The sequence below is a fragment of the Sphingomonas endophytica genome (assembly GCF_014199415.1).
GTDB classification, from domain to species: domain Bacteria; phylum Pseudomonadota; class Alphaproteobacteria; order Sphingomonadales; family Sphingomonadaceae; genus Sphingomonas; species Sphingomonas endophytica.
The window spans coordinates 240582-266284 of sequence record NZ_JACIJN010000006.1; the positions used below are offsets into that span (position 1 = coordinate 240582).

General features: G+C 69.0%; 26 protein-coding genes. 14 read left to right on the plus strand and 12 right to left on the minus strand.

What is annotated here, in order from left to right:
- Positions 1–172 precede the first annotated feature (172 nt).
- A complete protein-coding gene (locus FHS97_RS10925) occupies positions 173–1162 on the plus strand; it encodes an arabinan endo-1,5-alpha-L-arabinosidase (protein WP_184037146.1) in 990 nt (329 codons plus the stop codon).
- 200 nt (positions 1163–1362) lie between these two features.
- On the opposite strand, the gene FHS97_RS10930 is transcribed toward FHS97_RS10925, so the two are convergent.
- The 4 genes from FHS97_RS10930 to FHS97_RS10945 all read right to left on the minus strand — a co-directional run bounded on the left by FHS97_RS10930 (position 1363) and on the right by FHS97_RS10945 (position 4154).
- A complete protein-coding gene (locus FHS97_RS10930; RefSeq protein ID WP_184037149.1) occupies positions 1363–2736 on the minus strand; it encodes a glutamate--cysteine ligase in 1374 nt (457 codons plus the stop codon).
- A gap of 130 nt (positions 2737–2866) precedes the next feature.
- On the minus strand, positions 2867–3607 hold the full coding sequence (locus tag FHS97_RS10935) for a 16S rRNA (uracil(1498)-N(3))-methyltransferase (RefSeq protein ID WP_184037152.1): 741 nt from the start codon (positions 3605–3607) through the stop codon (positions 2867–2869).
- The gene (locus FHS97_RS10940) at positions 3607–3771 is read right to left on the minus strand and encodes a hypothetical protein (RefSeq protein WP_028967579.1); all 165 of its coding nucleotides are present in this window, start codon (positions 3769–3771) and stop codon (positions 3607–3609) included. Before FHS97_RS10940 ends, FHS97_RS10935 begins: the two co-directional genes overlap by 1 nt.
- A complete protein-coding gene (locus FHS97_RS10945; protein ID WP_184037155.1) occupies positions 3768–4154 on the minus strand; it encodes a DUF2147 domain-containing protein in 387 nt (128 codons plus the stop codon). Before FHS97_RS10945 ends, FHS97_RS10940 begins: the two co-directional genes overlap by 4 nt.
- 307 nt (positions 4155–4461) lie before the next feature.
- Between FHS97_RS10945 and ubiA the strand changes: the two genes are divergently transcribed.
- The 3 genes from ubiA to FHS97_RS10960 are packed head-to-tail and all read left to right on the plus strand — an operon-like array spanning position 4462 to position 7564.
- A complete protein-coding gene (ubiA, locus tag FHS97_RS10950; RefSeq protein ID WP_184037158.1) occupies positions 4462–5370 on the plus strand; it encodes a 4-hydroxybenzoate octaprenyltransferase in 909 nt (302 codons plus the stop codon).
- Between the two features lie 60 nt (positions 5371–5430).
- The gene (locus tag FHS97_RS10955; RefSeq protein ID WP_184037160.1) at positions 5431–6777 is read left to right on the plus strand and encodes a TldD/PmbA family protein; all 1347 of its coding nucleotides are present in this window, start codon (positions 5431–5433) and stop codon (positions 6775–6777) included.
- The gene (locus tag FHS97_RS10960) at positions 6770–7564 is read left to right on the plus strand and encodes an inositol monophosphatase family protein (protein ID WP_184037163.1); all 795 of its coding nucleotides are present in this window, start codon (positions 6770–6772) and stop codon (positions 7562–7564) included. The genes FHS97_RS10955 and FHS97_RS10960 overlap by 8 nt, the downstream gene beginning before the upstream one ends.
- Positions 7565–7733: 169 nt before the next feature.
- Here the strand turns inward: FHS97_RS10960 and FHS97_RS10965 are convergent, their stop codons facing one another.
- Positions 7734–8513 carry a sulfite exporter TauE/SafE family protein gene (locus tag FHS97_RS10965; RefSeq protein ID WP_246346598.1) on the minus strand — a complete coding sequence of 260 codons (780 nt, stop codon included), beginning with the start codon at positions 8511–8513 and terminating at the stop codon, positions 7734–7736.
- 82 nt (positions 8514–8595) lie between these two features.
- Positions 8596–9726, minus strand: coding sequence for a non-hydrolyzing UDP-N-acetylglucosamine 2-epimerase (gene wecB, locus FHS97_RS10970; RefSeq protein ID WP_184037293.1), 1131 nt, complete (start codon positions 9724–9726; stop codon positions 8596–8598).
- A gap of 83 nt (positions 9727–9809) precedes the next feature.
- On the opposite strand from wecB, the gene gnd reads away from it, so the two are divergent.
- From gnd to FHS97_RS10990, 4 genes are read left to right on the plus strand one after another with little or no spacing between them, the layout of a single operon-like run.
- The gene (gnd, locus tag FHS97_RS10975) at positions 9810–10790 is read left to right on the plus strand and encodes a phosphogluconate dehydrogenase (NAD(+)-dependent, decarboxylating) (protein WP_184037170.1); all 981 of its coding nucleotides are present in this window, start codon (positions 9810–9812) and stop codon (positions 10788–10790) included.
- Positions 10790–11596, plus strand: a complete 807-nt coding sequence (locus FHS97_RS10980) for a Cof-type HAD-IIB family hydrolase (RefSeq protein WP_184037173.1) — start codon at positions 10790–10792, stop codon at positions 11594–11596. The genes gnd and FHS97_RS10980 overlap by 1 nt, the downstream gene beginning before the upstream one ends.
- Positions 11593–12339, plus strand: a complete 747-nt coding sequence (locus FHS97_RS10985; RefSeq protein ID WP_184037177.1) for an HAD-IIB family hydrolase — start codon at positions 11593–11595, stop codon at positions 12337–12339. Before FHS97_RS10980 ends, FHS97_RS10985 begins: the two co-directional genes overlap by 4 nt.
- Before the next feature lie 4 nt (positions 12340–12343).
- Positions 12344–12667 (plus strand): hypothetical protein, encoded by a 324-nt coding sequence (locus FHS97_RS10990; protein WP_236553026.1) that lies wholly within the window; start codon positions 12344–12346, stop codon positions 12665–12667.
- Positions 12668–12685: 18 nt separating this feature from the next.
- Here FHS97_RS10990 and FHS97_RS10995 read toward each other — a convergent pair whose 3' ends face one another.
- Positions 12686–14818, minus strand: coding sequence for a metallophosphoesterase family protein (locus tag FHS97_RS10995; RefSeq protein ID WP_184037180.1), 2133 nt, complete (start codon positions 14816–14818; stop codon positions 12686–12688).
- Between the two features lie 189 nt (positions 14819–15007).
- Here FHS97_RS10995 and FHS97_RS11000 point away from each other — a divergent pair, with 189 nt between their 5' ends.
- The 6 genes from FHS97_RS11000 to FHS97_RS11025 all read left to right on the plus strand — a co-directional run bounded on the left by FHS97_RS11000 (position 15008) and on the right by FHS97_RS11025 (position 21968).
- Entirely contained in the window at positions 15008–15274 is a 267-nt protein-coding gene (locus FHS97_RS11000; RefSeq protein WP_184037184.1) for a spike base protein, RCAP_Rcc01079 family, read from the plus strand.
- 1 nt (position 15275) lies between these two features.
- Positions 15276–16430 (plus strand): SGNH/GDSL hydrolase family protein, encoded by a 1155-nt coding sequence (locus FHS97_RS11005; protein WP_184037188.1) that lies wholly within the window; start codon positions 15276–15278, stop codon positions 16428–16430.
- Positions 16431–16533: 103 nt separating this feature from the next.
- Positions 16534–18159 (plus strand): FAD-dependent oxidoreductase, encoded by a 1626-nt coding sequence (locus FHS97_RS11010; RefSeq protein ID WP_184037192.1) that lies wholly within the window; start codon positions 16534–16536, stop codon positions 18157–18159.
- Complete coding sequence (locus FHS97_RS11015) at positions 18156–19121, plus strand: NAD-dependent epimerase/dehydratase family protein (RefSeq protein WP_184037195.1); 966 nt, start codon at positions 18156–18158, stop codon at positions 19119–19121. The genes FHS97_RS11010 and FHS97_RS11015 overlap by 4 nt, the downstream gene beginning before the upstream one ends.
- 196 nt (positions 19122–19317) lie before the next feature.
- Entirely contained in the window at positions 19318–20640 is a 1323-nt protein-coding gene (locus FHS97_RS11020; protein ID WP_184037198.1) for a dicarboxylate/amino acid:cation symporter, read from the plus strand.
- Between the two features lie 494 nt (positions 20641–21134).
- Complete coding sequence (locus FHS97_RS11025; protein WP_184037200.1) at positions 21135–21968, plus strand: hypothetical protein; 834 nt, start codon at positions 21135–21137, stop codon at positions 21966–21968.
- Between the two features lie 2 nt (positions 21969–21970).
- Here FHS97_RS11025 and FHS97_RS11030 read toward each other — a convergent pair whose 3' ends face one another.
- From FHS97_RS11030 to rpiB, 5 genes are all read right to left on the minus strand, one after another.
- Positions 21971–23116 carry a TrmH family RNA methyltransferase gene (locus tag FHS97_RS11030; protein ID WP_184037203.1) on the minus strand — a complete coding sequence of 382 codons (1146 nt, stop codon included), beginning with the start codon at positions 23114–23116 and terminating at the stop codon, positions 21971–21973.
- 80 nt (positions 23117–23196) lie between these two features.
- Positions 23197–23658, minus strand: a complete 462-nt coding sequence (nrdR, locus tag FHS97_RS11035) for a transcriptional regulator NrdR (RefSeq protein ID WP_184037205.1) — start codon at positions 23656–23658, stop codon at positions 23197–23199.
- An 8-nt stretch (positions 23659–23666) separates the two neighbouring features.
- A complete protein-coding gene (locus tag FHS97_RS11040; protein WP_184037207.1) occupies positions 23667–23858 on the minus strand; it encodes a hypothetical protein in 192 nt (63 codons plus the stop codon).
- Between the two features lie 12 nt (positions 23859–23870).
- Positions 23871–25178, minus strand: a complete 1308-nt coding sequence (glyA, locus tag FHS97_RS11045; protein ID WP_184037209.1) for a serine hydroxymethyltransferase — start codon at positions 25176–25178, stop codon at positions 23871–23873.
- Positions 25175–25609 carry a ribose 5-phosphate isomerase B gene (gene rpiB / locus FHS97_RS11050; RefSeq protein WP_184037211.1) on the minus strand — a complete coding sequence of 145 codons (435 nt, stop codon included), beginning with the start codon at positions 25607–25609 and terminating at the stop codon, positions 25175–25177. Before rpiB ends, glyA begins: the two co-directional genes overlap by 4 nt.
- Positions 25610–25703: the final 94 nt, after the last annotated feature.

Consider the following 25703-nt stretch of genomic DNA (forward strand, 5'->3'; position numbering starts at 1 on the left):
GAAAGCGGATCAGCCACCTCGTCATTGCGAGCGGAGCGAAGCAATCCAGAGCCGGACCAGGACGCCCTGGATTTCTTCGCTACGCTCGCAATGACGACCCAGTCCGTCACGACCCATCGGCAATTGTATGAGTATTGCAGATCATGTCTGCACCTCCGACAGGAGCCGCCCGATGCGTAACCTCCTCCGCAGCGCCGGTGCGCTGCTGCTGCTCGCCACCATCCCCGCCGCTAGCGCTCCGCCGCCGCTGACCGGCGATCTCACCCCCGTCCACGACCCGGCGATCATCGCCGACAACGGCACCTACTACCTCTTCGTCACCGGCCACATCCGCAGCCGCGACGGGCTGATCCCGCTCCGCACCTCCACCGACCTCAAGCACTGGAGGTTGCGCGGCGCTTCCTTCCCGGCGCTTCCCGCATGGGCGGACAAGCACGTGCCCGGCACCGCGGGCATGTGGGCGCCCGACATCACCAAAAGCGGCGACGAATACCGCCTCTATTATTCGCTCTCGACCTTCGGGAAGAACCGCTCGGCGATCGGGCTCGCCACCGCGCGCCGGCTCGACCCCGCCGCCCCCGCCGCCAACTGGGTCGACAAAGGTCCGGTCGTCGAGTCCGCCGCCGGCGGCGATTACAATGCGATCGACCCCGCCGCCTTTACCGACGCCGAGGGCAAGCAATGGCTGGCGTTCGGCAGCTTCTGGAGCGGGATCAAGCTGATCGCGCTCGACCCCGCCACGGGCCTACGGCAGCCGGGCACGCCGATGCACAGCCTCGCCGCGCGCCCGTCGCCCGGCGCGATCGAGGCGCCGTTCGTGATCCGCCACGGCCGCTATTATTATCTGTTCGCCTCGTTCGACTTCTGCTGTCGCGGCGCGAAGAGCAGCTACAACACCGTCGTCGGCCGCGCGACCACGCCGACCGGCCCGTATCGCGATCGCGCCGGCACGCCGATGCTGAGAGGTGGTGGCACTCCGGTGCTCGCCTCGGGACAGGGCACCGGCAGCCGCTATGTCGGGCGCGGGCACAATGCGATCCTGCAAGCGCCGGATGGCGACCGCATCGTCTACCATGCCTACGACACGCAGCGGAACGGCACCCCGACGCTGCGCATCCAGCGGCTGATTTGGGATGCGAAGGGCTGGCCCCACGCGGAATAGCGCGGCGCGGCCCCGTGAAGTAGCCGTCGCCCCGGCCTTGAGCCGGGGTCCCGCTTCTTTCTTCGACACCCGATAATGCCGCCCTTATCCGTCATTGCGAGCGTAGCGAAGCAATGACGATCGGCGTGTTCGACCGATGGCCATTATGGCCAGCGGTCACGGCAGTGCGCAGACCCCCGGATCAGTCCGGGGTAACAACCTCAGAAACTCGCCGCGCGATACACGCGCGACACATCCCCGCCCCAATCGCCGTGATACAAATCGAGCAACCGCTCCGCCGGCACCTTCCCCGCGCGCACGATCTCGCGCAGCGGTTCGAGGAACCCCGTCTCGTCCTCGCCCGCCGCGCTGACCCGCGCGCGCGCCTTCAGCCCGCCATGCGCGATGTCGAGCACCGCACCGGCGATGTCGCGCAACTGCCCGCCCCCCGCGATCGGCGCCGACAACCCCAGCTTCGGCACCGCGTCGCGCAGCGCCTGCCGCTCGTCGAGCGTCCAGTGCTTGACCAGATCCCACGCCGCATCCAGCGCAACGGAGTCATACAGCAGCCCGACCCAGAAGGCCGGCAGCGCACAGATCCGGTTCCACGGACCGCCGTCCGCGCCGCGCATCTCGAGGAAGGTCTTGAGCCGCACCTCGGGGAAGGCGGTCGAGAGATGGTCGTCCCAATCCTCGATGGTCGGCTTCTCGCCGGGCAGCACCGACAGCTCGCCGCGCAGGAAGTCGCGGAAGCTCAAGCCCGCCGCGTCGATGTAGCGCCCCTCGCGGTAAACGAAGTACATCGGCACATCGAGCATATACTCCGCGTAGCGTTCGTACCCGAACCCGTCCTCGAACACGAACGGCAGCATCCCCGTCCGCGCCGGATCGGTATCCGACCAGATATGGCTGCGATAGCTCAGGAAGCCGTTCGGCTTGCCCTCGGTGAACGGCGAATTGGCGAACAGCGCGGTGGCGAGCGGTTGCAGCGCCAGCCCGACGCGGAACTTCTTCACCATGTCGGCTTCGCTGGCGTAATCGAGGTTCACCTGGATCGTGCAGGTGCGCAGCATCATGTCGAGCCCCATCGTGCCGACGCGCGGCATGTGGCGCAGCATGATCGCATAGCGGCCCTTGGGCATGATCGGCAGCTCGGCGCGCGTCTTGTCGGGCCACATGCCGAGCCCGAGGAAGCCGATCCCCAGCTTCTCGCCCGCCGCCTTCACCTGCGCCAGATGCCGCCCGGTCTCGGCGCAGGTCTGGTGGAGGTTCTCCAGCGGCGCGCCCGACAGCTCGAACTGCCCGGCGGGCTCCAAGCTGATCGACCCGTCCGCCCCGCTCATCGCGATGACGTTGCCGTCTTCGGTGACCGGCCGCCAGCCATGCTGCTCCAGCTCGCCGAGCAGCGCGCGGATCCCGCCCGGCTCGTCATAGGACGGCGCGTGATGATCGCCGGTGGCATAGACGAACTTCTCATGTTCGGTGCCGATCCGCCAGCGCTCGGCCGGCTTCTCCCCACTGGCAAAGCGGGCGATCAGCTGGTCGCGCGATTCGATGGTGCTCGCGCGCGTGTCCGAAACCGTCTTGGTCGTCATGGCCGCGCCTTACGCCGCGATGAACACCTGCGCTAGAGCGGATCGGACTGCGATGGGTAAAGCCGGGTCGCACCGGCCCGTCGGGGCGAGGCACAGCCTTTAGCCGTCATCCCGGACCTAGTCCGGTGGGCTACCAATCCCCCGCCACCGCCATCCACACCGCGACCGCCGCCGCCGCCGCGGTGTCGGCGCGCAGGATGCGCGGCCCCAGCGCCACCCCCACCGCGGCCGGATGCGCGCGGATCGCGGCGCGTTCCTCGTCGTCGAAGCCGCCCTCCGGCCCGATCAGGATCGCCGCCGGCCCGCGCCGCTCGCGCATCGCCGCCGCCGCCGGTGCGCCGCCCAGCTCGTCGGCGAAGAACAGCGCCCGCTCCGCCGGCCACTCGCGCAGCAGCGCCGGCAATTTCACCATCTCCGCCACCTCCGGCACGGCGGTCCGCCCGCATTGCTCGGCCGCCTCGATCATATGCGCGCGCAGCCGCTCGGTATTCGGCTTGTCGACCACCGTCCGCCGCGTCACCACCGGCACCAGCCGCGCGACGCCCAGCTCGCACGCCTTCTCCGCCATCCAGTCGCCGCGCCCTTTCTTGAGCGGCGCGGCGACCAGCCACAGATCGGGCACCGCCTCGCGCGCGCGCAGCCGCTCCTGCACGTCGAGCGTCAGGTCGCGCTTGCCGACCACGCTCGCCACCGCCAGCCACTCGCCGCTGACGTCATCGAACAGCTTCACCGGATCGCCCGGCTTCGTCCGCATCACGGACACCAGATAATGCGCCTGCGGCCCTGACAGCGACAGCGAACCGGGCGCGAGCGCCGTCTCGACGAACAGCCGCGGCGTCGAGCGCGGCGGCCAGGCGGGCACCGCCCCCATCATTTCTTCCTTCCCCGTCCGATCAACAGGCGCGCGATCAGGAACAGAAGCGCCCCCGCCAGCGCGACGACCAGCACCACGCCCGTCACCACCCCGGCTACGCGCAGGATGGCATAGAACAGCGCCTCGAAAAACCGGCCGATCGCGACCGACAGATGGATCACTTACCCGAGACGCGCGTCCAGCGCTGCTCCTTGCACCCGAAGCCAGCGAACAGACACCCCTGCGCGATCAAGGTGTTGCGCCCGTCGAGCTGCAACGTGCCCTCGACCTCGCGCCCGATATCGGGGACGAACACCGTCCCCGCCCACGTCCCGTCGCCATCCTGCTCGAACCCGCGGAACAACGACGTGCCGACCAGCCGGTCGGTCCCGCCCGCCGCGGCATCGTCCTTGGCCTTGTCGCTCGCCGACACCACGGTGCCGCACATCCCCGGCTCGCCACGGCACGGCGCGACACGGATCCGCACGCTGTCGGCGGCATTGCGCCACGTCCCCGCCAGCGGATCGGTGGCAGCGGCGGCGAGCAGGGCAAGAAGGGTCAACATACGCACGATCCTTACGAAACCGGTGGCGTTGTATGTAGGCACGGTTGACGGTGGCGTGAACCGGTCACCCGCATACTTCCGTCACGCGGCCCCGCGACGTTCAAGGCGGGCAAGCCACTGCTCCCCCTCTCGTCATCCCGGACTTGATCCGGGATCCCGCTTTTTCTTTACGTCGTCCGCCAAGAACAAGAAGCGGGGCCCCGGATCAAGTCCGGGGCGACGGACGGGAGGGCGGAAGTCGCAAGGACTCGCCGCCCGCAGCACGATAGCCGCTGACGCCCGCCCCATCCCCCGCTATCGCGGCGACGTGACCGACATCGTCCCCGACACCCAGCACCGCGGCCTGCTGTCGCTCCTGCCGCCACGCGCGCGGCTGTTCGCGTCGCTCGCGCGGTTCGACCGGCCGATCGGCTGGTGGCTGCTGTTCTGGCCCGGCGCGTGGGGCGTCGCGCTCGCCGGCGGCGTCATCGAGCGCTGGCCGCTGCTGCTGTGGCTGCTCCTCGGCAGCATCGCGATGCGCGGCGCGGGCTGCGTCTACAACGACATCGTCGACCGCGATCTCGATGCCAGCGTCGCGCGCACGCGCAGCCGCCCGCTCGCCAGCGGCGCGGTGTCGGCGAAGGCGGCTTGGGCGTTCCTGCTCGCGCTCTGCCTGATCGGGCTCGTCGTGCTGCTCCAGTTGCATCTGCCCGCCGCGATCGTCTCGCTCGCCGCGATCGCGCCGGTCGCCGCCTATCCGTTCATGAAGCGCATTACCTGGTGGCCGCAGGCGTGGCTCGGGCTGGTCTTCTCCTGGGCGGCGCTGGTCGGCTGGACCGAGACCTGGGGCGCGCTCACGCTACCCGGCGTAACGCTCTACGCCGGCACGATCTTCTGGGTGGTCGGCTACGACACGATCTACGCATTGCAGGACCGCGAGGACGATGCGCTGGTCGGCATCCGCTCCTCGGCGCTCGCGCTCGGCCGCCATGTCCGCGCCGGGGTGAGCGCCTGCTACGCGCTCGCGCTTGCGTTGTGGGTGGCGGCGCTGTGGCAGGTCCGCGCCGACCCGCTGATCCTCGCCGCGCTTGCCCCGCTCGCGCTCCACCTGTTCTGGCAGGTCGCGACGTTGCGCGACGACGACGGCAGCGGCGCGCTCGACCGTTTCCGCAGCAACCGCACCGCCGGGCTGCTGATGTTCCTCGCCTGCGTCGTGGTCGGCACGCGCATCCAATAACGCCGCCGCGACGTTCTCCGCGATATGGCATCCGCAACCTTTCACTCCTAAGTCGATCCGATGCTCACGCCCTCCCAAGCGCAGGATCGCGCCCACGACATCGTCCGCCGCGCCACCGCCGCCGGCGCCGACGCCGCCGACGCGGTCTTCGCCGCCAGCGCCTCGACCGAGGTATCGGTCCGGCTCGGCAAGCTCGAGGATGTCGGCCGCTCGGAGGGCGAGGACCTCGGGCTGCGCGTCTTCGTCGGCAGTCGCTCGGCCAGCGTCTCGACCTCCGACCTCTCGTCCGCCGCGATGGACGCGCTGGTGGAACGCGCCGTGGCGATGGCGCGCGAGGCGCCCGAGGATCGCTGGGCCGGGCTCGCCCCGCAGGAGCGGCTGCTCCACGGCGCGCCCCCCGCGCTCGACCTCGCCGACCGCCACGCCTGCACCCCCGAACAGCTCCGCAGCGCCGCGCAGCGCGCCGAGGACGCCGCGCGCGCCGTCGAGGGCGTCACCAACAGCGAGGGCGGCGGCGCGGCGGCATCGGAGAGCGTCTGGGCGCTCGCCACCAGCCACGGCTTCGCGGGCAGCTACGCCACCACCGGGTTCAGCGTCTCGGCCAGCGTGATCGCGGGCGAGGGCAGCGCGATGCAGCGCGACTATGCCTTCCATTCCGCGCGCCACCTCGCGCATCTCGACACCCCCGAGGCGATCGGCCAGCTCGCCGGCGAGCGCGCGGTCGCACGGCTCGATCCGGGCGTCGCGCGCAGCGGGACGATGCCGATCGTCTTCGATCCGCGCGTCGGCGCCAGCCTGCTCGGGCATCTCAGCGGCGCGATCACCGGCGGCGCGATTACCCGCCGCACCAGCTTCCTGCTCGACTCGCTCGGCACCGAGGTCTTCGCGCCCGGCGTGACGATCCGCGACGATCCGCACCGCCCGCACGGGCTGCGCTCGCGTCCGTTCGACGGCGAGGGGCTGCCGGTCTCGCCGGTCGCGATCATCGAGAACGGGATGCTGGAGAGCTGGCTGCTCGACAGCGCCTCGGCCCGGCAATTGGGGCTGGAGCCGACCGGCCATGCCGCGCGCGGCATCGCCGGCGCGCCGGGCGTGTCGACCAGCAACCTCTATATGGAGCCGGGTAAAATGCCCGTCGCGACGCTGATCGAGGATATCGAGGACGGCATCTACGTCACCGAGCTGATCGGTCAGGGCGTGAACCCGGTCACCGGCGATTACAGCCGCGGCGCAGCCGGCTTCACGATCCGCGGCGGCGAGATCGTCGCGCCGGTCGCCGGCTTCACGATCGCGGGCAATTTGCTCGCGATGTTCCGCGCGCTCACCCCCGCCAACGATCTCGTGTTCCGGCAGGGGGTCAACGTGCCGACGCTGCGCATCGACGGCATGACGGTCGCCGGTGGCTGACGCCGCCGCTCCGGACCCCGGGCTGGTCGGGGCGGTCGTCGCGGTGGCGCGCGACGCCGGGCAGATGGCGCTCGCGCGCTGGCGCACCGACTTCGCGCGCTGGGAGAAGTCGGAGGGCAGCCCGGTGTGCGAGGTCGATCTCGACGTCGACCGCATGGTGCGCGCGCGGCTGGGCGCGCTGCTCCCCGACGCCGGATGGCTGTCGGAGGAAACCGCCGACAATGCCGACCGGCTGGCGTGTCGCCGCGTCTGGGTGGTCGATCCGATCGACGGCACGCGCGACTATATCCGCGGGCGCACCGGCTGGTGCGTGTCGATCGCGCTGGTCGAGGACGGCCGCCCGGTGATCGGCGTGCTCGACGCTCCCGCCCGCGGCGAAGTATGGTGCGCGACCGCGCCCGGCGGCGCGACCCGAAACGGCGTCCGCGTCACCGCCGGCGGACGCGCTTCGCTGCCCGGCGCACGTGTCCCGGTCGACGCACTGCCGAAGGTCGACCGCGACCTGACCGCGGTCGAGAAGCCGAACTCGATCGCGTTGCGCGTTGCGATGGTCGCCGCCGACCACGCCGATCTGGTCGCGACGCTGCGCTGGGGCAACGAATGGGACATCGCCGCCGCGGTGCTGGTGGCGAGCGCGGCGGGCGCCTCGGTCAGCGACGCGGTCGGCGCGCCATTGGTGTTCAACAAGCCCGATCCGCGCGCCTATGGCGTGCTGGTCAGCACCGCCGGCATCCACGACGCCGCGGTCCTCCGCCTCGCCGACCGCGTGAAGGCGGCGCTTGGGTAAGTTGTCATCCCGGACTTGATCCGGGATCCCGCTTCTTACGCCCGGCTATCGTCGTCGTGCGGCGCTCGCTCCCGCCGTCATTGCGAGCGTAGCGAAGCAATCCAGGGCGTCTTCGCTACGCTCGCAATGACGAACGGACGGCGTAGGCTCCCGGTCGCCGCCGCCAACCCTACATCAAGAGCCGTACCCCCACGATCAACAACACCACCGCCAGCGCCGGCGTCACCACCCGCTCCGGCAGCCGGTCGGTCAGCTTCGCGCCGAGGATCACCCCCGGCACCGACCCGAGCAACAACGACCCCAGCAGCGGCAGATTGATGTTCCCGATCACCGCATGGCCGATCCCGCCGATCAGCGCGACCGGCACCGCATGGAGGATATCCGTCCCGACCAGCCGCTTGGCGTTTAGCCGGAACGGATAGAGCATCAGCAGCAGCGTCGCCCCCAGCGCCCCGGCGCCCACCGAGGTCAGCGTGATCAGCGTCCCCAGCAATGCACCCGCCGCCGCAGTCAGCCACGGCTGCCAGCGCAGCATCGCCTCGGTCCGCGCGCCCTCGGCGCGCGCGAACCGCCGCGCCAATTTCGCGCGGAACGGCGTCAGCAAGGCGGAGATGACCAATGTCACGCCCAGTACGCGCACGATCAGCCCGTTGCTCTCCGCCTTGTGGCCATGGCCCGACAGCCACCAGAGCGTGATCGCCACCGCCGGCAGGCTCCCCCAGCACAGCCGCTTGACGATCGCCCAGTCGGCATTGTTCTGGCGGTGGTGCATCGTCCCGCCGACGATCTTGGTGATCGCCGCGAACCACAAATCGGTGCCGACCGCCGTCGTCGGCGCGACTCCGAACAACAGGATCAGCAGCGGCGACATCAGCGATCCGCCGCCGACCCCGGTCAGCCCGACGATCGTGCCGACCAGAAATCCGGCCAGCGTGCTCAGTGCGTCCAAAGCGTTCTGCCCCCGTTCATCCTCGCTACCTGCGACGCGCGGCGTCGGGCGGCAAGCGCAGAAAAGCTTGGGGCGACCAAGCTCATGTCGCCAGTGCCGCCGCGAGGATCGCCGCGATCCGTCCCGCGGCATGGCCGTCGCCATGGCAATCGCGCGCCACCGCCATCGCGCCGATCGCCGCCGGATCGTCGAGCAGCGCGCTTGCCGCCGCGACGATCCGCGCCGGGTCGGTGCCGACGATCCTCGCGCCGCCCGCCGCAACGCCCTCGGGTCGCTCGGTGACGTCGCGCAGCACCAGCACCGGCACGCCGAGCGCGGGTGCTTCCTCCTGCACCCCGCCCGAGTCGGTCAGGATCAGCGTGCTCGCCGTCATCAGCCGCACGAACGCGGCATAATCGAGCGCCGGGAGCAGTGCGATCCGCGCGCTCCCGCCCAGCCGCAGCGCCAGCGGCCCCGCAACGGCCGGGTTCGGGTGCAGCGGCACGACGATCCCGAGGTCGGCGCGCTCCGCCAGCCGCGCGACCGCCTCGGCGATCCCCGCGAGCGTCTCGCCCTGATTCTCGCGCCGGTGTGCGGTCACGGTGACGATCCGCCGTCCGCTGAACCGCGCCAGCGCCGCCGCGACCGCGTCGGCCGGTGCCGGCGCGGCCGCGATCCGCGCCCGCACGATCCGCAGCGCGTCCGCGACGGTATTGCCGGTCAGATGGATCGCCGCCGCCGGGACGTTCTCGGCACGCAACGCCGCCGCCGCCGCGGGGGTCGGTGCGAAATGGAGGTCGGCGAGCACCCCCGCCACGCGCCGGCTCCCTTCCTCGGGCCAGGGCGCGGACAGGTCGCCGCTGCGCAGCCCCGCCTCGACATGCGCCACCGGCACCCCGCGCAGGTGCGCCGCGAGCGTGGTGGCGAGCGTCGTCAGCGTATCGCCATGCACCACCACCCGCGCCGGCCGCTCGCGCTCGAGCGCCGCGCCGATCGCGACCAGCATCGCCGCCAGTTGCCCTTCGAGCGTCGCCGCCGCGCCCATCAGCGCCAGATCGACGTCCGCAACGATCCCGAACGCGCGCAATGCCTGTTCCAGCAGCCCACGATGCTGCCCGGTAACGAGCACGCGGGTGTCGATCTGCGGGTAATTTCGCAGCGCTTCGATCACCGGCGCCATCTTGATCGCTTCCGGCCGTGTCCCGAAGACGACAAGCAGGCGGGGCCGATGCAACACGCGAACGCTCCCAGGGGTTGTTGCGCCAGCGGAACCTGACGCATGGTCGGGTGATTAAGCGGCCAGCGAGGGAGTTTGCAATGCGACTGGTGATGATCGGCCTCGGCCGGATGGGCGGCAACATGGCGCGCCGCCTGATGAAGGCCGGGCACGAGATCGTCGCCTTCGATCGTGACGCCCAAGCCGTTGAAAAGCTTGTCGCCGATGGCGCGATTGCCGCCAGTTCGGTCGACGATGCGCGCGTGAGGGCGGGCAGTCCGGCGATCTGGTGGGTGATGCTCCCGCATGGCGAGATCACCGACGGGATGGTCGACCAGATCGCGGCGGGCGGCAGCGCCGGCGACGTCGTGATCGACGGCGGTAACAGCTTCTACAAGGACGATATTCGCCGCGCCAAGGCGCTGGCGGAGAAGGGCATGCATTACGTCGACGTCGGCACCTCCGGCGGCGTCTGGGGGCTCGAACGCGGCTATTGCATGATGATCGGCGGGCCGAAGGACGTTGTGCAGGATCTTGACCCGATTTTCGCCGCCCTCGCCCCCGGAATGGGTAACATTCCGCGCACCGTCGGCCGCAAGGACGGCACCGACCCCCGCGCTGAGAACGGCTACATCCATGCCGGCCCGGCCGGTGCGGGTCATTTCGTGAAGATGGTTCACAACGGCATCGAATACGGGCTGATGCAGGCCTACGCCGAAGGCTTCGACATTCTGAAGGGCAAGGCATCGGAAAAGCTGCCCGAAGATCAACGCTATGACATCGATCTCGCCGACGTCGCCGAAGTGTGGCGGCGCGGCAGCGTGATCTCGTCGTGGCTGCTCGACCTCACCGCCGACGCGCTCACCGCCGATGGCAAGCTGGAGAAGTTCAGCGGCAACGTCGCCGATTCGGGCGAGGGCCAGTGGACGATCGAGGCAGCGATGGAAGAAGCGGTGCCCGCCAATGTCCTGACCACCGCGCTGTTCGCACGCTATCGCAGCCGCGTCGAACATACCTTTGGCGAGAAGGTGTTGTCGGCGATGCGCTTCGGCTTCGGCGGCCATGTCGAGATGCCGCAATAATGACGATCCGCCTGCTGGTGTCGGATCTCGACGGCACGTTGGTTAATAAGGACAAAAACCTCACCCCCGCCACGATCGCCGCCGTCGACCGGTTGCGCGCGGCGGGGGTCGGGTTCACGGTCATCAGCGCACGACCGATGTCGGGGATTCGCCCGCTGCTCGAACCGCTCGGACTCGACGGCGACGTCGCGGCGTTCAACGGCGGGATCGTCTTCCGTCGCGACGGCACGATCGTCAGCCACACCACGATCCCGGCGGACATCGCGCGCGGGGTCATGGACATGGCCGAGGGCGTCGACACTTGGGTCTTCGCCGACGACCAATGGTATGCCAGCAACGGCGACGGCCCGCACACGCGCAGCGAGCGCCGGAGCAGCGCGCAGGAACCGGTGGTGGTCGCTTCCTTCAACGACCTGCTCGACCAGGCCGACAAGATCACCTTCGTCAGCGACGACGAGGCCGCGCTCCACGCGCTCTACGAACGCGTCCACGCCCGCTACGGCAAGGACGCGACCGTCGCGCAGTCGCAGACTTATTATCTCGACGTCACCGCGCTGACCGCGAACAAGGGCGATGGCATCGCCGCGCTCGCCGGGGCGCTGGATGTCGATCTCGCCGACACCGCAGCGATCGGCGATCAGGCCAACGACCTGCCGATGCTGGCGCGCGCCGGGCTGTCGATCGCGATGGGCAACGCGCCCGACGCGGTGAAGGCGAAGGCGCACACCACCACTCGCGCGAACGACGAAGATGGCGTAGCGCACGCCATCGACATGATTATCCTGCGCACCGGAGATACCGAATGAAGAAGCTCGTCGCCTTCGACCTCGACGGCACGCTCGCGCTCAGCAAGCAACCGCTGAAGGACGATATGGGCGAGACTTTGGCCGATCTGCTGACGGTCGCCGATGTCGCGGTGATCTCCGGCGGCGACTGGCCGCAGTTCGAGAAGCAGGTCGCCAGCCGCCTGCCCGAACGCGCCGACCGTTCGCGGCTGTGGCTGATGCCGACCACCGGCACCAAGCTCTACGTCCACAAGGACGGCGCGTGGCAGACGGTCTATGCCGAGCTGTTCGACGACACCGAGAAGCAGAAGATCATCACCGCCTTCGGTGAATCGCTGGAGGCGACCGGCTTCGTCCCCGAACAGACCTGGGGCGAGCGGATCGAGGATCGCGGCAGCCAGATCACCTTCTCCGCGCTCGGCCAGGAAGCGCCGATCGAGGCCAAGGAACATTGGGATCCCGATTTCGCCAAGCGCAAGGTGATCCAGGCGGACCTGCGCCAGCGGCTGCCGGGTCTCGCGATCAACATGGGCGGCGCGACCTCGATCGACATTACGCGCGAGGGTGTCGACAAGGGCTATGGCCTGCGCAAGCTTGCCGAGGAGAGCGGGTTCGGGCTGAAGGACATGCTGTTCATCGGCGACGCGATCTTCCCGGGCGGCAACGACTATCCCGCGCACGAAGCCGGGGTCGACTGCGTCCGCGTCCGCGATCCGCAGGAAACGATCAGCGTCGTCACCGCGATCGTCGCCTGCCAGAAGTGACCCGGTGATCGACGTACCGGGGCTGTACGCCCGCTTCATCAACTGGATCGGCGACGGCACCGGGACCACCGACACGGTTCTGCACATCCACGCCGGAATGGCGGTGCTGATGATCGCGCGGATCGTCACGCGCCGCTCGCTCGGCACGTTCATCCCGCTGTCGGTGGTGGTGGCGGCCGAGCTGGCAAACGAGGTCCTCGACCGCCTCCATTATCATAGCTGGCGGTGGTGGGACACGATCCCCGACGTCATCAACACCCTGTTCTGGCCGACCGTGATCTGCCTCGCGGTGCGGCTGCGCCCGATGCGGCCGATCCGGCGGCGCTGACGCCGCCGGCAGCGCCGCTTACCGCGAGGTCAGCAGCTTGACCGGGCCGCCGTCGAAGCGCGCCGCGGTTAGCACGCCGGTCGCATAGGCACCGCTGTCGAGACAGATCCGCCCCGGTGCGCCATAGGCCTCGTCCTGCGGCGTGTGGCCGTGGACGATCAGCAGGTCGCTGTCGACCGGTGCGCCGAGGAACTCCTCGCGGATATACAGAATGTCCTTCAGCCGCTGCTTCTCCAGCGGCACGCCCGGGCGCAGCCCGGCATGGACGAAGATCAGCCCGCCCTGCACGATATGATGCTCAAGCCCGCGCAGCCACGCGTCATGCGCTTCGGGCAGCACCGCGCGCAACTGCTCGCGGGTCGCGTCCCAGCCCTCGGCGGTTTCGGGTGCGGTGATGCCGTAGGAAGCCAGCGTCGTCGCGCCGCCGTGACGGCCCCAGCTCTGCCCGCTGCTGCGCGCATCGAGGAACGCCACCATCGCATCCTCGTGATTGCCCAGCACCGCGCGCCATTCGATGGTTGCGTCATCGTGCAGCGCGAGGATGCGCTCGATCAGTTGCGCCGACGCGGGGCCGCGGTCGATGTAATCGCCGAGCAGCACGACCATCGGCTTGTCCTCATATCCGCCCGGATGCGCCGCGATATCGTCGCGGATGCGCGCGATCAGCCGGTCGAACAGGTCGACGCGGCCGTGCAGGTCGCCGATCGCGTAGATCAGCCGCCCGCCGCTGTCGGGCGTGCCGAGCACGCGCACCAGCGCCTCGCCGCTCACGTCTCCGGCCGGCACCGGCTCGGGGAGCGACGTACGGCTCGGTCGCGCCGTCGCCGCGACCGGCAGCGCGCCGTCCGGCTGCGGCGGCTTCGGCTCCTTGCTGCGGCGGCGCAGCGGCTCTTCGGGCGCGACGCGCAGCAGCGTGCCGAACAGCACCAGCGACAATACGTTGTGCGCGGTCAGCAACGTCCCCTCGAACGAATACCAGACCAGCAGCACGAACGCGAAAGCCCGCTCCGGCGCGCGCCGGAACAGGCAGTAGATCACCCATGCATAAAAGATGATCGCGGTGATCAGCCCGTATTCGATCGCCACCTTGGTGAACGGCCACCAGATGAAGTTGCGCCCCTTTTCGATCTGCCCCGCGCCGATACCGGCGATCAGCCCGCGCGGGTCGCGCAGGAACTCGACCATCCGCTCGAGCGGCAGGATGAAGCGCATGTTCGCGCTGGAGCCGTTGCGCTTGTATTCGTCCATCCGCGAGCTGACGATATCGAACCAGCCGAGCCGGAACGCGACGACGCAGACCACCAGCAGGATGGCGATCATCACCACCGCATTGCGCATCCGCATCCGCCCGAGCAGCACCGGCAGCGTCAGCGCGAGCAGCAGCGCGCCAGTCCCCGCCAACGTCATCAGCAGCCCGCTCGCCAGCACGATCAGGCGGATCGGTCGCCGGAACAGCACCAGCTCCGCCGCCAGCGCGACCGCGATGAATTGCGACAGCAAAGACACTTCGAGGAAGGCCACCGCATTGGGCTTCATGAAGCGCGAGCCGTAGATGATCGGCTGGATGTAATTATATTCCGGGACCAGCCATTCCTGCGGCAGCAGCAGGTTGAGGTTCGGCCATGCTCGCCACGAAAGCGCGAGCTGGATCAGGTGCTGCGCCAGCGTTACCCCGACGAACCCCAGCATCACCGAGATGAGCAGGTTCATGCAGCGCCGGTAATTGGCGGCGCTGGTCTCGTAATGGATCATGAACGGCGCGTAGAGCGCGGCGAACAGCATCAGGCTCGACGCGCTGTACCGCGGCGCAAGGAAGAAGGTCGAAAAGGCCGCCACGAGGAAGGCGAGGAAGAAGCCGCCGATCCGCGCCGGGTCGAACTTCGGACGGATCAGGATCGGCCCAAGCGCGATCGCCGCGACGAACAACGGTAGTACCAGCGGCACGAAGCCGCCCGCCTTCAACGGAAACGCAATCTTCTGGAGAACGGTGTTGCCGACCAGCCCGACCGCGAAGATCGCCAGAACGACCTTGTCCTCGAACGACGCCGGTGCGGCCGGCACCTCGCTGCGCGGACGGCGCTCGGCAGGGTCGCGCGCGGTGCGCTCCTTTGCATCGAGCGAAGCGGCGTCGAGCGTCAGCGATCGGGCCATCGTGTTACGCAATCCCTGGTCATGTCGCATCGGCGGAGCGCGCAAACGTTCCGTTTCCGAGGCGACGCTAGAACGTAAGCACCGCATCGCCAACAGAAAAGGCGGTCCGTTTCCGGCACAGCGCAGGGGCTGTCCTACAAGCGCCTTATGAACATAAAGGGAACGTTCTCGACCATGGAGGACGATGACATGCCCGACAAGTTCCAGAACAGCGCCGACAGCGCGAGCGCACCCGCGACTGCCCCCTATGCGATCCAGCCCGACGATGTCGTCCCGCTCCCCAGCATCCCACGCGGCATCTATGTCGGCGGCGGGGGCACGCTGGTGTTGCGCGGCGTCGAGGGGAGCGAGGATGTCGCCTATCGCAACCTCCCCGACGCCAGCTATGTCGCGGTCCGCGCGCTGTACGTCCGCGCGACCGGCACCACCGCGACCAACCTGATCGCGGAGGCCTGAGATGACGCGAACCTCGGGATCGATCGGCGGCGCGGTGACCGCCGCATCGCTCGCGCGGATCGGCGCGCCGGTGCCCGCAGTGGAGACAAGCTCCGCCACCGCGCTGCTCGGCTGGACGGCGGCGCGCGGGCGCTTGCGCAGCGGCATGACCGACAGCGCGCGGATCGCCTTCGTCGGCGACAGCAAGACGATGGGCGCGGGCGCCGGCACCGGCACCGGCTTCACCGTCGGCGCCTTTGCGCGGTCGCGGCCCGCGCGGGTCGCCGCGCTGCTGGCGGCGGGTGGGCTGGCGACGCGCGCGGACGGTTTCTTCGGCTGTGCCGGGCTCGGCAGCATCGCCGACGTGCTCGCTTATGATCCGCGGCGCAGCGGCTTTTCGGGCTGGGGCGGCGGCAGCAACTCGCTGGGTGGCGCGATGATGAGCGCGGGCAACGCCAACCCCGGGCAGTTCCAGCCCGGCGGCGCGGTCGACCGCTGCGCGGTCTTCATCCGCAACGGCAGCGACCGGCCGGCGTTCACGCTGACCAAGGGCAATGAAAGCGTGACGCTCACCCCATCGGGGCCGAGCGGCGGCTTCGCGCGGCTGGAGGCGAGCTTCGCCACCCGCGACGCCGCACCGATCGCGATCGCGCGCAGCGGCACCTCGGGCAATCTGCAGCTCGCGGGACTGATCGCCTGGGACAGCAGCAAGCCCGGGGTCGAGATCGCCAATTTCGGCGTCTATGGCGTGGTGTCGGGCTATCAGGCGGACATGACGAACGCCTTCTCCCCGGCCGCGGCGCTCGCCAGCTATGCGCCGCATCTGACGATCGTGAACCTCGGCACCAACGATATCGCGCAAGGTGTTGGCATGGCGCTCTGGCTCGGCAACCTGCGCATCATCGTCCAGCAGGCGCGGCTGAGCGGGAGCGTGATCCTGACCTGGCCCGCCGTGGCCGGGGTCAGCCCCGCGGGCGGCAGCGATGCGAACCGCACCCTATGGCGCGGCGCGTTGCGGGCGCTTGCCTTTGAAACCGGCTGCCTTTTCATCGATGATGAGACGATGCTCGGCGGGCGCGTCGCCGCACAGGCGGGCGGCGCCTTCGCCGACAACCTTCACGAAATGCCATGGGCCTATGACGTGGAGGCGTCGGCGATCGCGCGCGCGATCCTGTAACTGCCCAAAATGACACGGCTCCACCGTTGCGGCGGTGGAGCCGCAATGCTTGCTCCCGCGCCGCGTCGTGCTACGCCTTGCCGCGCAGCCCGAAGGAGACAGCGTGCGCGCCGATGCCAGCGAACTGACCGCCCCGCCCGCCCCCGCCGATGTCTGCATCGTGGGATCGGGAGCCGCCGGGCTCTCGCTCGCCGCGCGTTGCGCCGCGCTGGGGCTGGAGGTGCTGGTGCTCGAGGCCGGCGGGCCGAACGCCGATCCCGCGGTGCAGGACGCCTATGCCGGGCAGATCGCCGATCCGCGCGTCCATTGGCCGCTCGACACCTACCGGATCCGCGCGCTCGGCGGCACCACCGCCTTGTGGGGCGGACGCTCGATCCCGTTCGACCCGATCGACTTCGAGCCGCGCCCGTGGGTGGCGCATTCGGGCTGGCCGATCGGCTATGACGAGGTCGCACGCTATTATCCGGCGGCGATGGAGGCGGCCGAGGCGGGCGCGTTCGACCACACCCCTTCCGCGCCCATCGTCCCGGGGCTCGAAGGCGAGTGGCTTCATACCACGATCGAACGCTTCAGCCGCCCGACCAATTTCTGGACGCGCTACGGCCAGCAACTGACCGCCGCCGCCAACGTCCGCGTCCTCACCCATGCGCCGGTCACCGCGGTCCGCCTGACCGCGGACGGCCACAGCGTCGACCATCTCGAGGTGCGCGCGCCGGACGGCACGAACTGGAAGGTGCGCGCCACGAACTACGTGCTCGCGGCGGGCGGGCTCGAGACCGCACGGCTGCTGCTCGCCTCCGACGACGTGCTGCCGGATGGACCCGGCAACGCCGGCGGCTGGCTGGGGCGCGGCTATATGTGCCACCTCGCCGCGACCTTCGGCATGGCGCATTTCACCGGTGATCGCAAAAAGATCGGCTTCGATTACGAACGCGATGCCGAGGGGATCTACATCCGCCGCCGCCTCGCCCCCACGCCAGAGGCGCAGCGCGCGCGGCAATTGCTCAACAGCACGGTGCGGCTGCACATCCGCGACGCCAACGATCCCGCGCACGGCGATCCGGTGCTGTCGCTGATGTTCCTCGCGGCCTTCGCGGTGAAGTACGAATATAGTCGTGCGGCGCGCGAGGCGGACCGGTCGCTCGGGCCGTATCTGCGCCACGTCGGCAACATCGCGCGCCACCCGGTGCAATTGTTCAACTTCGTCCGGACGTGGGGCGTGAAGCGCTATCTGGCGTCGCGGCGCATCCCGTCGATCGCGCTGCCGTCGCGCGACAATCGCTATCCGTTCGAGTTCGTCAGTGAGCAATCGCCCAATTGGGACAGCCGCGTCGCTCTGTCGGCCGAGCGCGACGCGCTGGGGATGCGCCGCCTCGCGGTCGATTGGCGCGTCGCTTCCGCCGACTTCGACTCGGCACGCGCCACCTACCGGCTGATCCGCGACGAACTGGCGCGCACCGGCACCGGCACGCTCGACTATGACGAGGCCGCGCTGGAGGATGCGCTGCTCGACTCGGCCGCTTACGGCGGACACCACAGCGGCACGACGCGGATGGCGGACAGTGCGCGCGACGGCGTCGTCGACCGCGACTGTCGGGTGCACGGCGTCGCCGGCCTCTACGTGGCGAGCGCCGCGGTGACGCCGACCTCAAGCCAGGCGAACCCGACGCTGACCGCGATTGCGCTCGCGCTGCGGCTCGCGGACCATCTCAAGGAGCAGCACGCATGACGGGGACGGTGCTGGTGACCGGCGCCGGCGGGTTCGTCGGGCAGCGCGTCGTCGCGGCGCTTGAGGCAGCGGGCGTGCCGGTTGTCGCGGGCTATCGCCGACCACCGCCGGGCGGCACCGCGCTCAACGTGCTGGAGCCCAAGGCACTGGCAGTGACGATGCCCGGCGTCGAGACCGTCGTCCATACCGCGGTCGGCGGCCCCCGCGACACGCGCGTGATCGTCGACGGCACCCGCAACACGCTGGCGGCGGCACAGGCCGCGGGGGTCAAGCGCTTCGTCCAGATCAGCTCGGTCGCGGTTTACGGCGACGTCACGGGCACGATCGACGAAGATGCCCCGATCGAGCAGCCGCACGGCGGCTATGGCGCAGCGAAGGTCGCCGCCGAACTGGCCTGCCGTCAGGCGGGCGATGCGCTGGGGGTGGCGATCCTGCGCCCGACCTTGATCTATGGTCCACGCAGCGCGGCATGGACGACCGCCTATCTCGACCGGCTGCACGACGGCTGGCCGGTGCTCGGCGCCGCGGGGCGCGGCGACGCCAATCTCGTCCACGTCGACGATCTCGCCGGCTTCATCACCCATCTGGCGACCAGCGCGACGCCGATCGCCGGCACCTTCAACGTCAATGGCGCCGACATCCCGACGTGGCACGCCTATCTGGAAGCGCTGCGCGACGCGGTACAGGCGCCGGCCGGCACCGGCGCGCTCCCCGGCACCGCGACGCTGGCGGCGCGCAAGCTCGCCAAGGCGATCGGTGCCGTCGCCGGACGCGCCGGCGTGGCGCTCGATCCGCTCGAACGGTTCGTCGCGCGGACGCCCTCGCATGACGAGGTCGCGCGCTTCCGCACGTCGGTACGCTATACGATCGACCGCATGCGGGCGACCGGCTTCACGCCGCGGATCAGTCTCGCGGAAGGCGTCGCCGACATTGCGGCATGGGAGCGCGCCGGCCGGCCGTAACGTGCGGAATTTGGCACAGGAGCCAGCGCGCGCTGGCGGCGATCCGCACACCCAAGGCCTACCGACCTCTACTATTTCGTTTTAAATGTCTGTTTTCAGCATCTTAACTCTAGGAGAGAGGATGCTTCGCCGCGAACGCGATCCGCGTTAGCCTCTCGCCCAAGACGTCCGCTGCTTGCGGACGCGAGGAGAGGTTATGCACAGCACCGTCATTCCGCCCGAGGCCGAGGGCCCGCGCCGCCTTCACCACCATCTCTACGTCCAGGTCCTGATCGCGATCGTCGTCGGCGCGATCGTCGGGCACTTCTACCCGCAGCTCGGCGCGGCGCTGAAGCCGCTCGGCGATGGCTTCATCAAGCTGGTCAAGATGGTGATCGCCCCCGTCATCTTCCTGACGCTGGTCAGCGGGATCGCGGGACTGAGCGAGCTGCGCGCGGTCGGGCGCGTCGCGGGCAAGGCGTTCGGATACTTCTTCTTCTTCTCCACACTCGCGCTGATCGTCGGGATGATCGTCGCCAATGTCATCCAGCCGGGCGCGGGCATGAACATCAACCCCGCCACGCTCGATACCGGGGCGGTCGCCGACTATGCCGCCAAGGCGCATGACACCACCCTGACCGGCTTCCTGCTCAACATCATTCCCGACACGCTGATCTCGGCGCTGACGCAGGGGAACATCCTGCAGGTGCTGCTCGTCGCGATCCTGTTCGGCGTCGCGCTCAGCCTCGTCGGCGCCCCTGCCGCGCCGATCCTCGATCTCGTCGAGCGGCTGAACATCGTCGTCTTCCGCGTCGTCGCGATCCTGATGCGCGTCGCCCCGCTCGGCGCCTTTGGTGCGATCGCCTTTACCGTCGGGAAATATGGCGTCGGCAGCCTCGTCAACCTCGGCGGGCTGGTCGCGACCTTCTACCTGACCTCGGCGCTGTTCGTGTTCGGGATTCTCGGCATCGTCGCGCGGCTGCACGGCTTCTCGATCCTGCGCCTGATCGCCTATCTCAAGGGCGAGCTGCTGCTGGTGCTCGGCACCTCCTCCTCGGAGCCGGCGCTGCCAGGACTGCTGACCAAGCTGGAGGCCGCCGGCTGCGACCGCGGCGTGGTCGGGCTGGTCGTGCCGACCGGCTATTCGTTCAACCTCGACGGCACCAACATCTACATGACGCTGGCGGCGCTGTTCATCGCGCAGGCCTGCAACGTCGACCTGTCGATTGGCCAGCAACTCCTGCTGCTCGGCGTCGCGATGCTGTCGTCGAAAGGCGCGGCCGGGGTCACTGGTGCCGGGTTCATCACGCTGGCGGCGACGCTGTCGATCGTCCCGACCGTGCCCGTCGCCGGCATGGCGCTGATCCTCGGCGTCGACCGCTTCATGAGCGAGTGTCGCAGCCTCACCAACTTCGTCGGCAACGCCGTGGCCGCGATCGTCGTCGCGCGCTGGGAGGGCAAACTCGACCGGCCGGCGCTCGACGCCGCGCTCGCCGGTCGTGCGCTGCCGGTGGCGCCGCTCACGCAACCCGCTGAATAATCACCATTGCCGCGGCGGCTTCCACGCTACCGCGGCATCAACCAACATATTTTAATCAGATAATAGTATACTTTCGACCATCCTCCCTGATATCCGACTATGAGGTCAGTAGAAGACCAAAGTGGGTCGGTCCTGTTGAACCATGGCTGTCGCAAAACGGATAACCACTGTTCACCATGAACCGATCGCATTGTGAAAGGATATGCGTAGTAACAAGAACTTGCCTCAGGGCATGCCGTCCTTTCTCACGCCGTGCCGATCCGTTTGCCGTATCCGCATGTTTTAGGACCGCCTTCGGTTACAGTCTTGTTACTGCATACGGCTAGGCAGGCGCGCAGTGGATAGGCGCCTCAGGGAGGATGGGTATCGTGCCGAACTACACGGCCGCGCTGCAGAACGTTGCCACTCTGACGAATATTCGCCCTCCTGCCCGGCAGGACAGCCTCATACCGCCGCTCGCCGCCTTGCTGGCTGAATTTCACAGCAGCTTGAGCATGACCGGCCTTCGTTACTTCAGCGGCAACATCGACCGATTTATGGTCTTCTGCCTGTTGTTGCGGACCAGCCTTTCGCAACCGGAACGCAGGGGCACGATCTCGGTCCACTCCGCCGCTATGTCGCTGGGACGACCGTTCGAAACGGTGCGCCGACATATCTGCGCGCTGCTCGACCAGCGCGTATGCGAGCGGACGCGCAATGGCGTTACCCTGTCCGAGGCGTTCTGGGCGCGTGCCGACAATTGGCAGCAGCTTCGCTACGCGCATGACTGTTTCGTCCGGTTGATCGCCGACGCGGTCGCGCAAGGTGCGATCCCTGTCGGGCCGGTGCCGCCCTCCCATCCGCGACGTCTGGCGCTGACCGATGGCGTCTGCGCGGCGGTCGACCTGTTCCTTGCACTGGTCGAGGCCAACCGCCTGCTCTGCGCCGAGCCGCTCGACCTGGCGATCTTCTCCGTCGTGCTGCACGCCAATTATCACGCGCTCAAGGCCGATCGCGCACTCAGCGGGTTCGACGGCGCGCCGCGATTGCTGCCGCGCCATGCGGTGCGCGTCGCGCAGGTCGCGCGCGCGCTCTCCACCCCCGACACGACGGTCCGGCGTCGCATCGCACCGCTGACCAGCGAGGGTGGCCCGTACAAACGCACCGTTGGCGGGCTGCTCGTTTCCCCCGACTGCCTGCGGCACTGCGGCGGCCCGGACGAAACGAACAGCGCGAAGCACGGCTCGATCCGCCTCATCATCCAGCGCGCGGGTGCCGCGGGCCTGTCGCTGCGCGATCCAACGAGCGCCTATTGCGACGGGCGCCGGCCGTCACCCGAGATCGACTGAGATCAGCCGCCGCGCGGCCGCTTCGGCACCAGCGATGACAAGATGCCGCGCACCGTTCGCACCTCCTGGCTCGACCAGCCCGGTTTGGTCAGCAACGTCCGCAGCATCCGCCGCGTCGTGGGGGTGCGATCGGGCGGGAAGAAATAGCCGCCGTCGTCGAGCAACGCGTCGAGCTGCGCGATCATCCCGTCCAGCTCGACCTGCGGCGCGGGCGGATCGGCATCGACCGCCGGCGGGCTCGCCAGTGCCTGCCCCTTCGACCATTCATAGGCGACGAGGATCACCGCCTGCGCCAGATTGAGGCTGCCGAATTCGGGGTTGATCGGCACCGTGATGATCGTCCGTGCCACCGCGACATCGTCGGTTTCCAACCCCGATCGCTCGGGCCCGAACAGGATCGCCGATCGCCCCGGGGCAGCGTGGATCGTCTGCGCCGCTTCGGCCGGGGTCACGACCGGCTTGGTCACGCCACGCTTGCGCACCGTCGTCGCATAGACGTGCGCGCAATCGGCGACCGCTTCGGCAACCGTCTCGAACACCTGCGCACGTTCCAGCACGATGTCCGCCCCGGATGCCGCCGGCCCGGCCTGCGGATTGGGCCAGCCGTCACGCGGCGCGACCAGCCGCAGCTCGACCAGCCCGAAGTTGAGCATCGCGCGCGCCGCCTTGCCGATGTTCTCACCCAATTGCGGGCGGACGAGCACGATGACGGGGGCCTGGGCGGAGGGCTTCTCTCCCCCAATCCGTTCGTCCTGCGGAGCGGCTGAGTCAGCGTCAGCTTCCCCAGTCGAGACGCCGCCCGCCCCTTCCTCTCCCTCAATCCGTTCGTCCTGAGGAGAGGCTGAGCCTGTCGAAGCCTCGTCTCGAAGGACCGCCCGGCGCGCAAGCGATCGGATCGCTTCCCAATCACCCCGCACGAGCGCCTCCTTCTTGGCACGTGACCAGCCCTTGATCTGCTGCTCGGCGCCGAGTGCCTCATCCCGCGTGGGAAAGTCCTGCGACCAGAGCAGCTCGACCGGGCGTCGATTTTGCGTATAGCCGGGCAGCGCGCCGGCCTGATGCGCGCCGATCCGCGCCTCGAGATCGTCGCTATGCCCGACATAATAGCTGCCGTCGGCGCAGCGCAGGAGATAGGTGTAGTAACTCACGCGGGGCAGGTCCTTCGAGACGAGGCTTCGACAAGCTCAGCCTCTCCTCAGGACGAACGGTGGGGATGTCAAATTCCCGCCTAGCCCCGCCCCGCTTCCTCGACGCTGCCCGCGAATTCCTCGAAGTCGCGCGCCTCGCTGAAGTCGCGATAGACGCTGGCGAAGCGGATATAGGCGACCGAATCGAGCCCCTTGAGCCCGTCCATCACCATCTCGCCGATCCGCTTGGCCGACACCTCGGCCTCGCCGCTCGTTTCCAGCTGCCGCTGGATGCCGCTGACCAGCTTCTCCAGCCGCACCGGCTCGACCGGCCGCTTGCGCGCGGCGATCGAGATCGAGCGCAGCAACTTTTCGCGATCGAACGGCTCGCGTCGCGACTCGCTCTTCACCACCGTCAGATCGCGCAACTGGATGCGCTCAAAGGTGGTGAAGCGCGCGGCGCAGCCCTCGCATTGCCGCCGCCGCCGGATTGCCGCCCCATCGTCGGTGGGGCGGCTGTCCTTCACCTGGCTGGCGTCGTGACCACAGAAGGGGCAGCGCATTCAGCGGTTCACTTGTTCTTGGTGCCCTTGTGATAGGCCCAGGCCGCGCCCGCGATCGCGCCGAAGATCGGCCCGACCACCGGCAGCGGAATGGCGACGACCGCGCCCAGCGCGCTCCACTTCGCCATGCTCTTGCCCAGACCCGGCGTGCTCTTCACCGTGCCGCGCACTTCGTTCACCTTGTTGTCGAAATCGGCCACCGCTCGTTCTCCTTAGCTGTAGATCGGGAACCGAGCGCATAGCGCGCGAACACGTTCCCGCACGTTCGCCTCGACGGTGGCGTCGCCGGCCTCGCCCTTCTCGCGCAGCCCGTCGAGCACGTCGGCGACCATGTTGCCGATTTCGCGGAACTCGGCGGTGCCGAACCCGCGCGTCGTGCCGGCGGGCGAGCCGACGCGAATGCCGCTTGTCTTGACCGGGGGCAGCGGATCGTTGGGAATGCCGTTCTTGTTGCAGGTGATCCCGGCGCGCTCCAGCGCCTCGTCCGCGTCGCGGCCGGTGATGCCGAGCGGGGTGAGATCGACCAGCGCCAGATGCGTATCGGTCCCGCCCGACACGAGATCCGCGCCGCGCTCCTTGAGCGTCGCCGCCAGCACCTTGGCGTTCTCGACCACCGCCGCGGCATAGCTCTTGAACTCGGGCCGCAGCGCCTCGCCGAACGCCACCGCCTTGGCGGCGACGACGTGCATCAGCGGCCCGCCCTGCAGCCCCGGGAACACCGCCGAGTTGATCTTCTTCGCGATCGCCTCGTCGTCGGTCAGCACCATGCCGCCTCGCGGGCCGCGGAGCGTCTTGTGCGTGGTGGTGGTGACGACATGCGCATGGCCGAACGGTGTCGGGTGGACGCCGCCCGCGACCAGCCCGGCGAAATGCGCCATGTCGACCATGAAGAACGCGCCGACCTTGTCGGCGATCGCGCGGAAGCGCGCGAAATCGATGTGACGCGGGTACGCCGAGCCACCGGCGATGATCAGCTTCGGCTGCGTCTCCACCGCCTGCTTTTCGACGGCATCATAATCGATGAGATGCGTGTCCGACGCGACACCGTATTGCACGGCGTTGAACCATTTGCCGCTCATTGCGGCACGCGCGCCGTGCGTCAGGTGCCCGCCCGCGTCGAGGCTGAGCCCCATGATCGTGTCGCCGGGCTTGACCAGCGCGAGCATCACCGCGCCGTTCGCCTGCGCGCCCGAATGCGGCTGGACGTTGACGAACCCGCAGTTGAAGAGCTGCTTGGCGCGATCGATCGCGAGCTGCTCCACCTCGTCGGACGGGTGGCAGCCCTGATAGTAACGCTTGCCGGGATAGCCCTCGGCATATTTGTTCGTGAACACCGAGCCTTGCGCCTCCAGCACGGCGCGGCTGACGATATTCTCCGACGCGATCAGCTCGATCTGCGTCTGCTCGCGGGTCAGTTCATGCTCGACACCGGCGAACACCGCCGCATCGGCGTCGGCGAGGCCGCGGGTGAAGAAACCATCCGGCTGGATGTCGGAAAGCGAGGTCGGGTTGGTGCTCATGCGGGCTCCTTGAGCATGTCGACGCGCGCGGCATGGCGCCCGCCGAGGAAATCCGTGGAAAGAAAGGCGCGTACACAGGCGCGCGCCATTTCGGTGCCGATCAGCCGCGCGCCCATCGCGATCGCGTTGGCGTCATTGTGGCTGCGCGCCAGCGCCGCCGACAGCGGCTCGTTCACCAGGGCGCAGCGCACCGCCGGGTTGCGGTTGGCGGCGATCATGATCCCGATCCCCGAACCGCACAACGCGATGCCGCGCTCCGCCTCGCCGGCGGCGAGCGTGTCGGCAAGCCGGCGGCCGTAATCGGGATAGTCGACGCTGGAATCGTCATGGGTGCCCAGGTCGCGTACCTCATGCCCCTCGCCCTTCAGCCACTCGCGCAGTTCGTCCTTCAACTGGACGGCGGCATGGTCGCAGGCGATGGCGATACGCAAGGATCGACTCCCGAAAGGACTGGATCGCCGCGCTCTAGCGATCCATGCGCGCCAAAGCTACCCGGAACGCGGCCCCGCCCTTGCTGGTTGATGT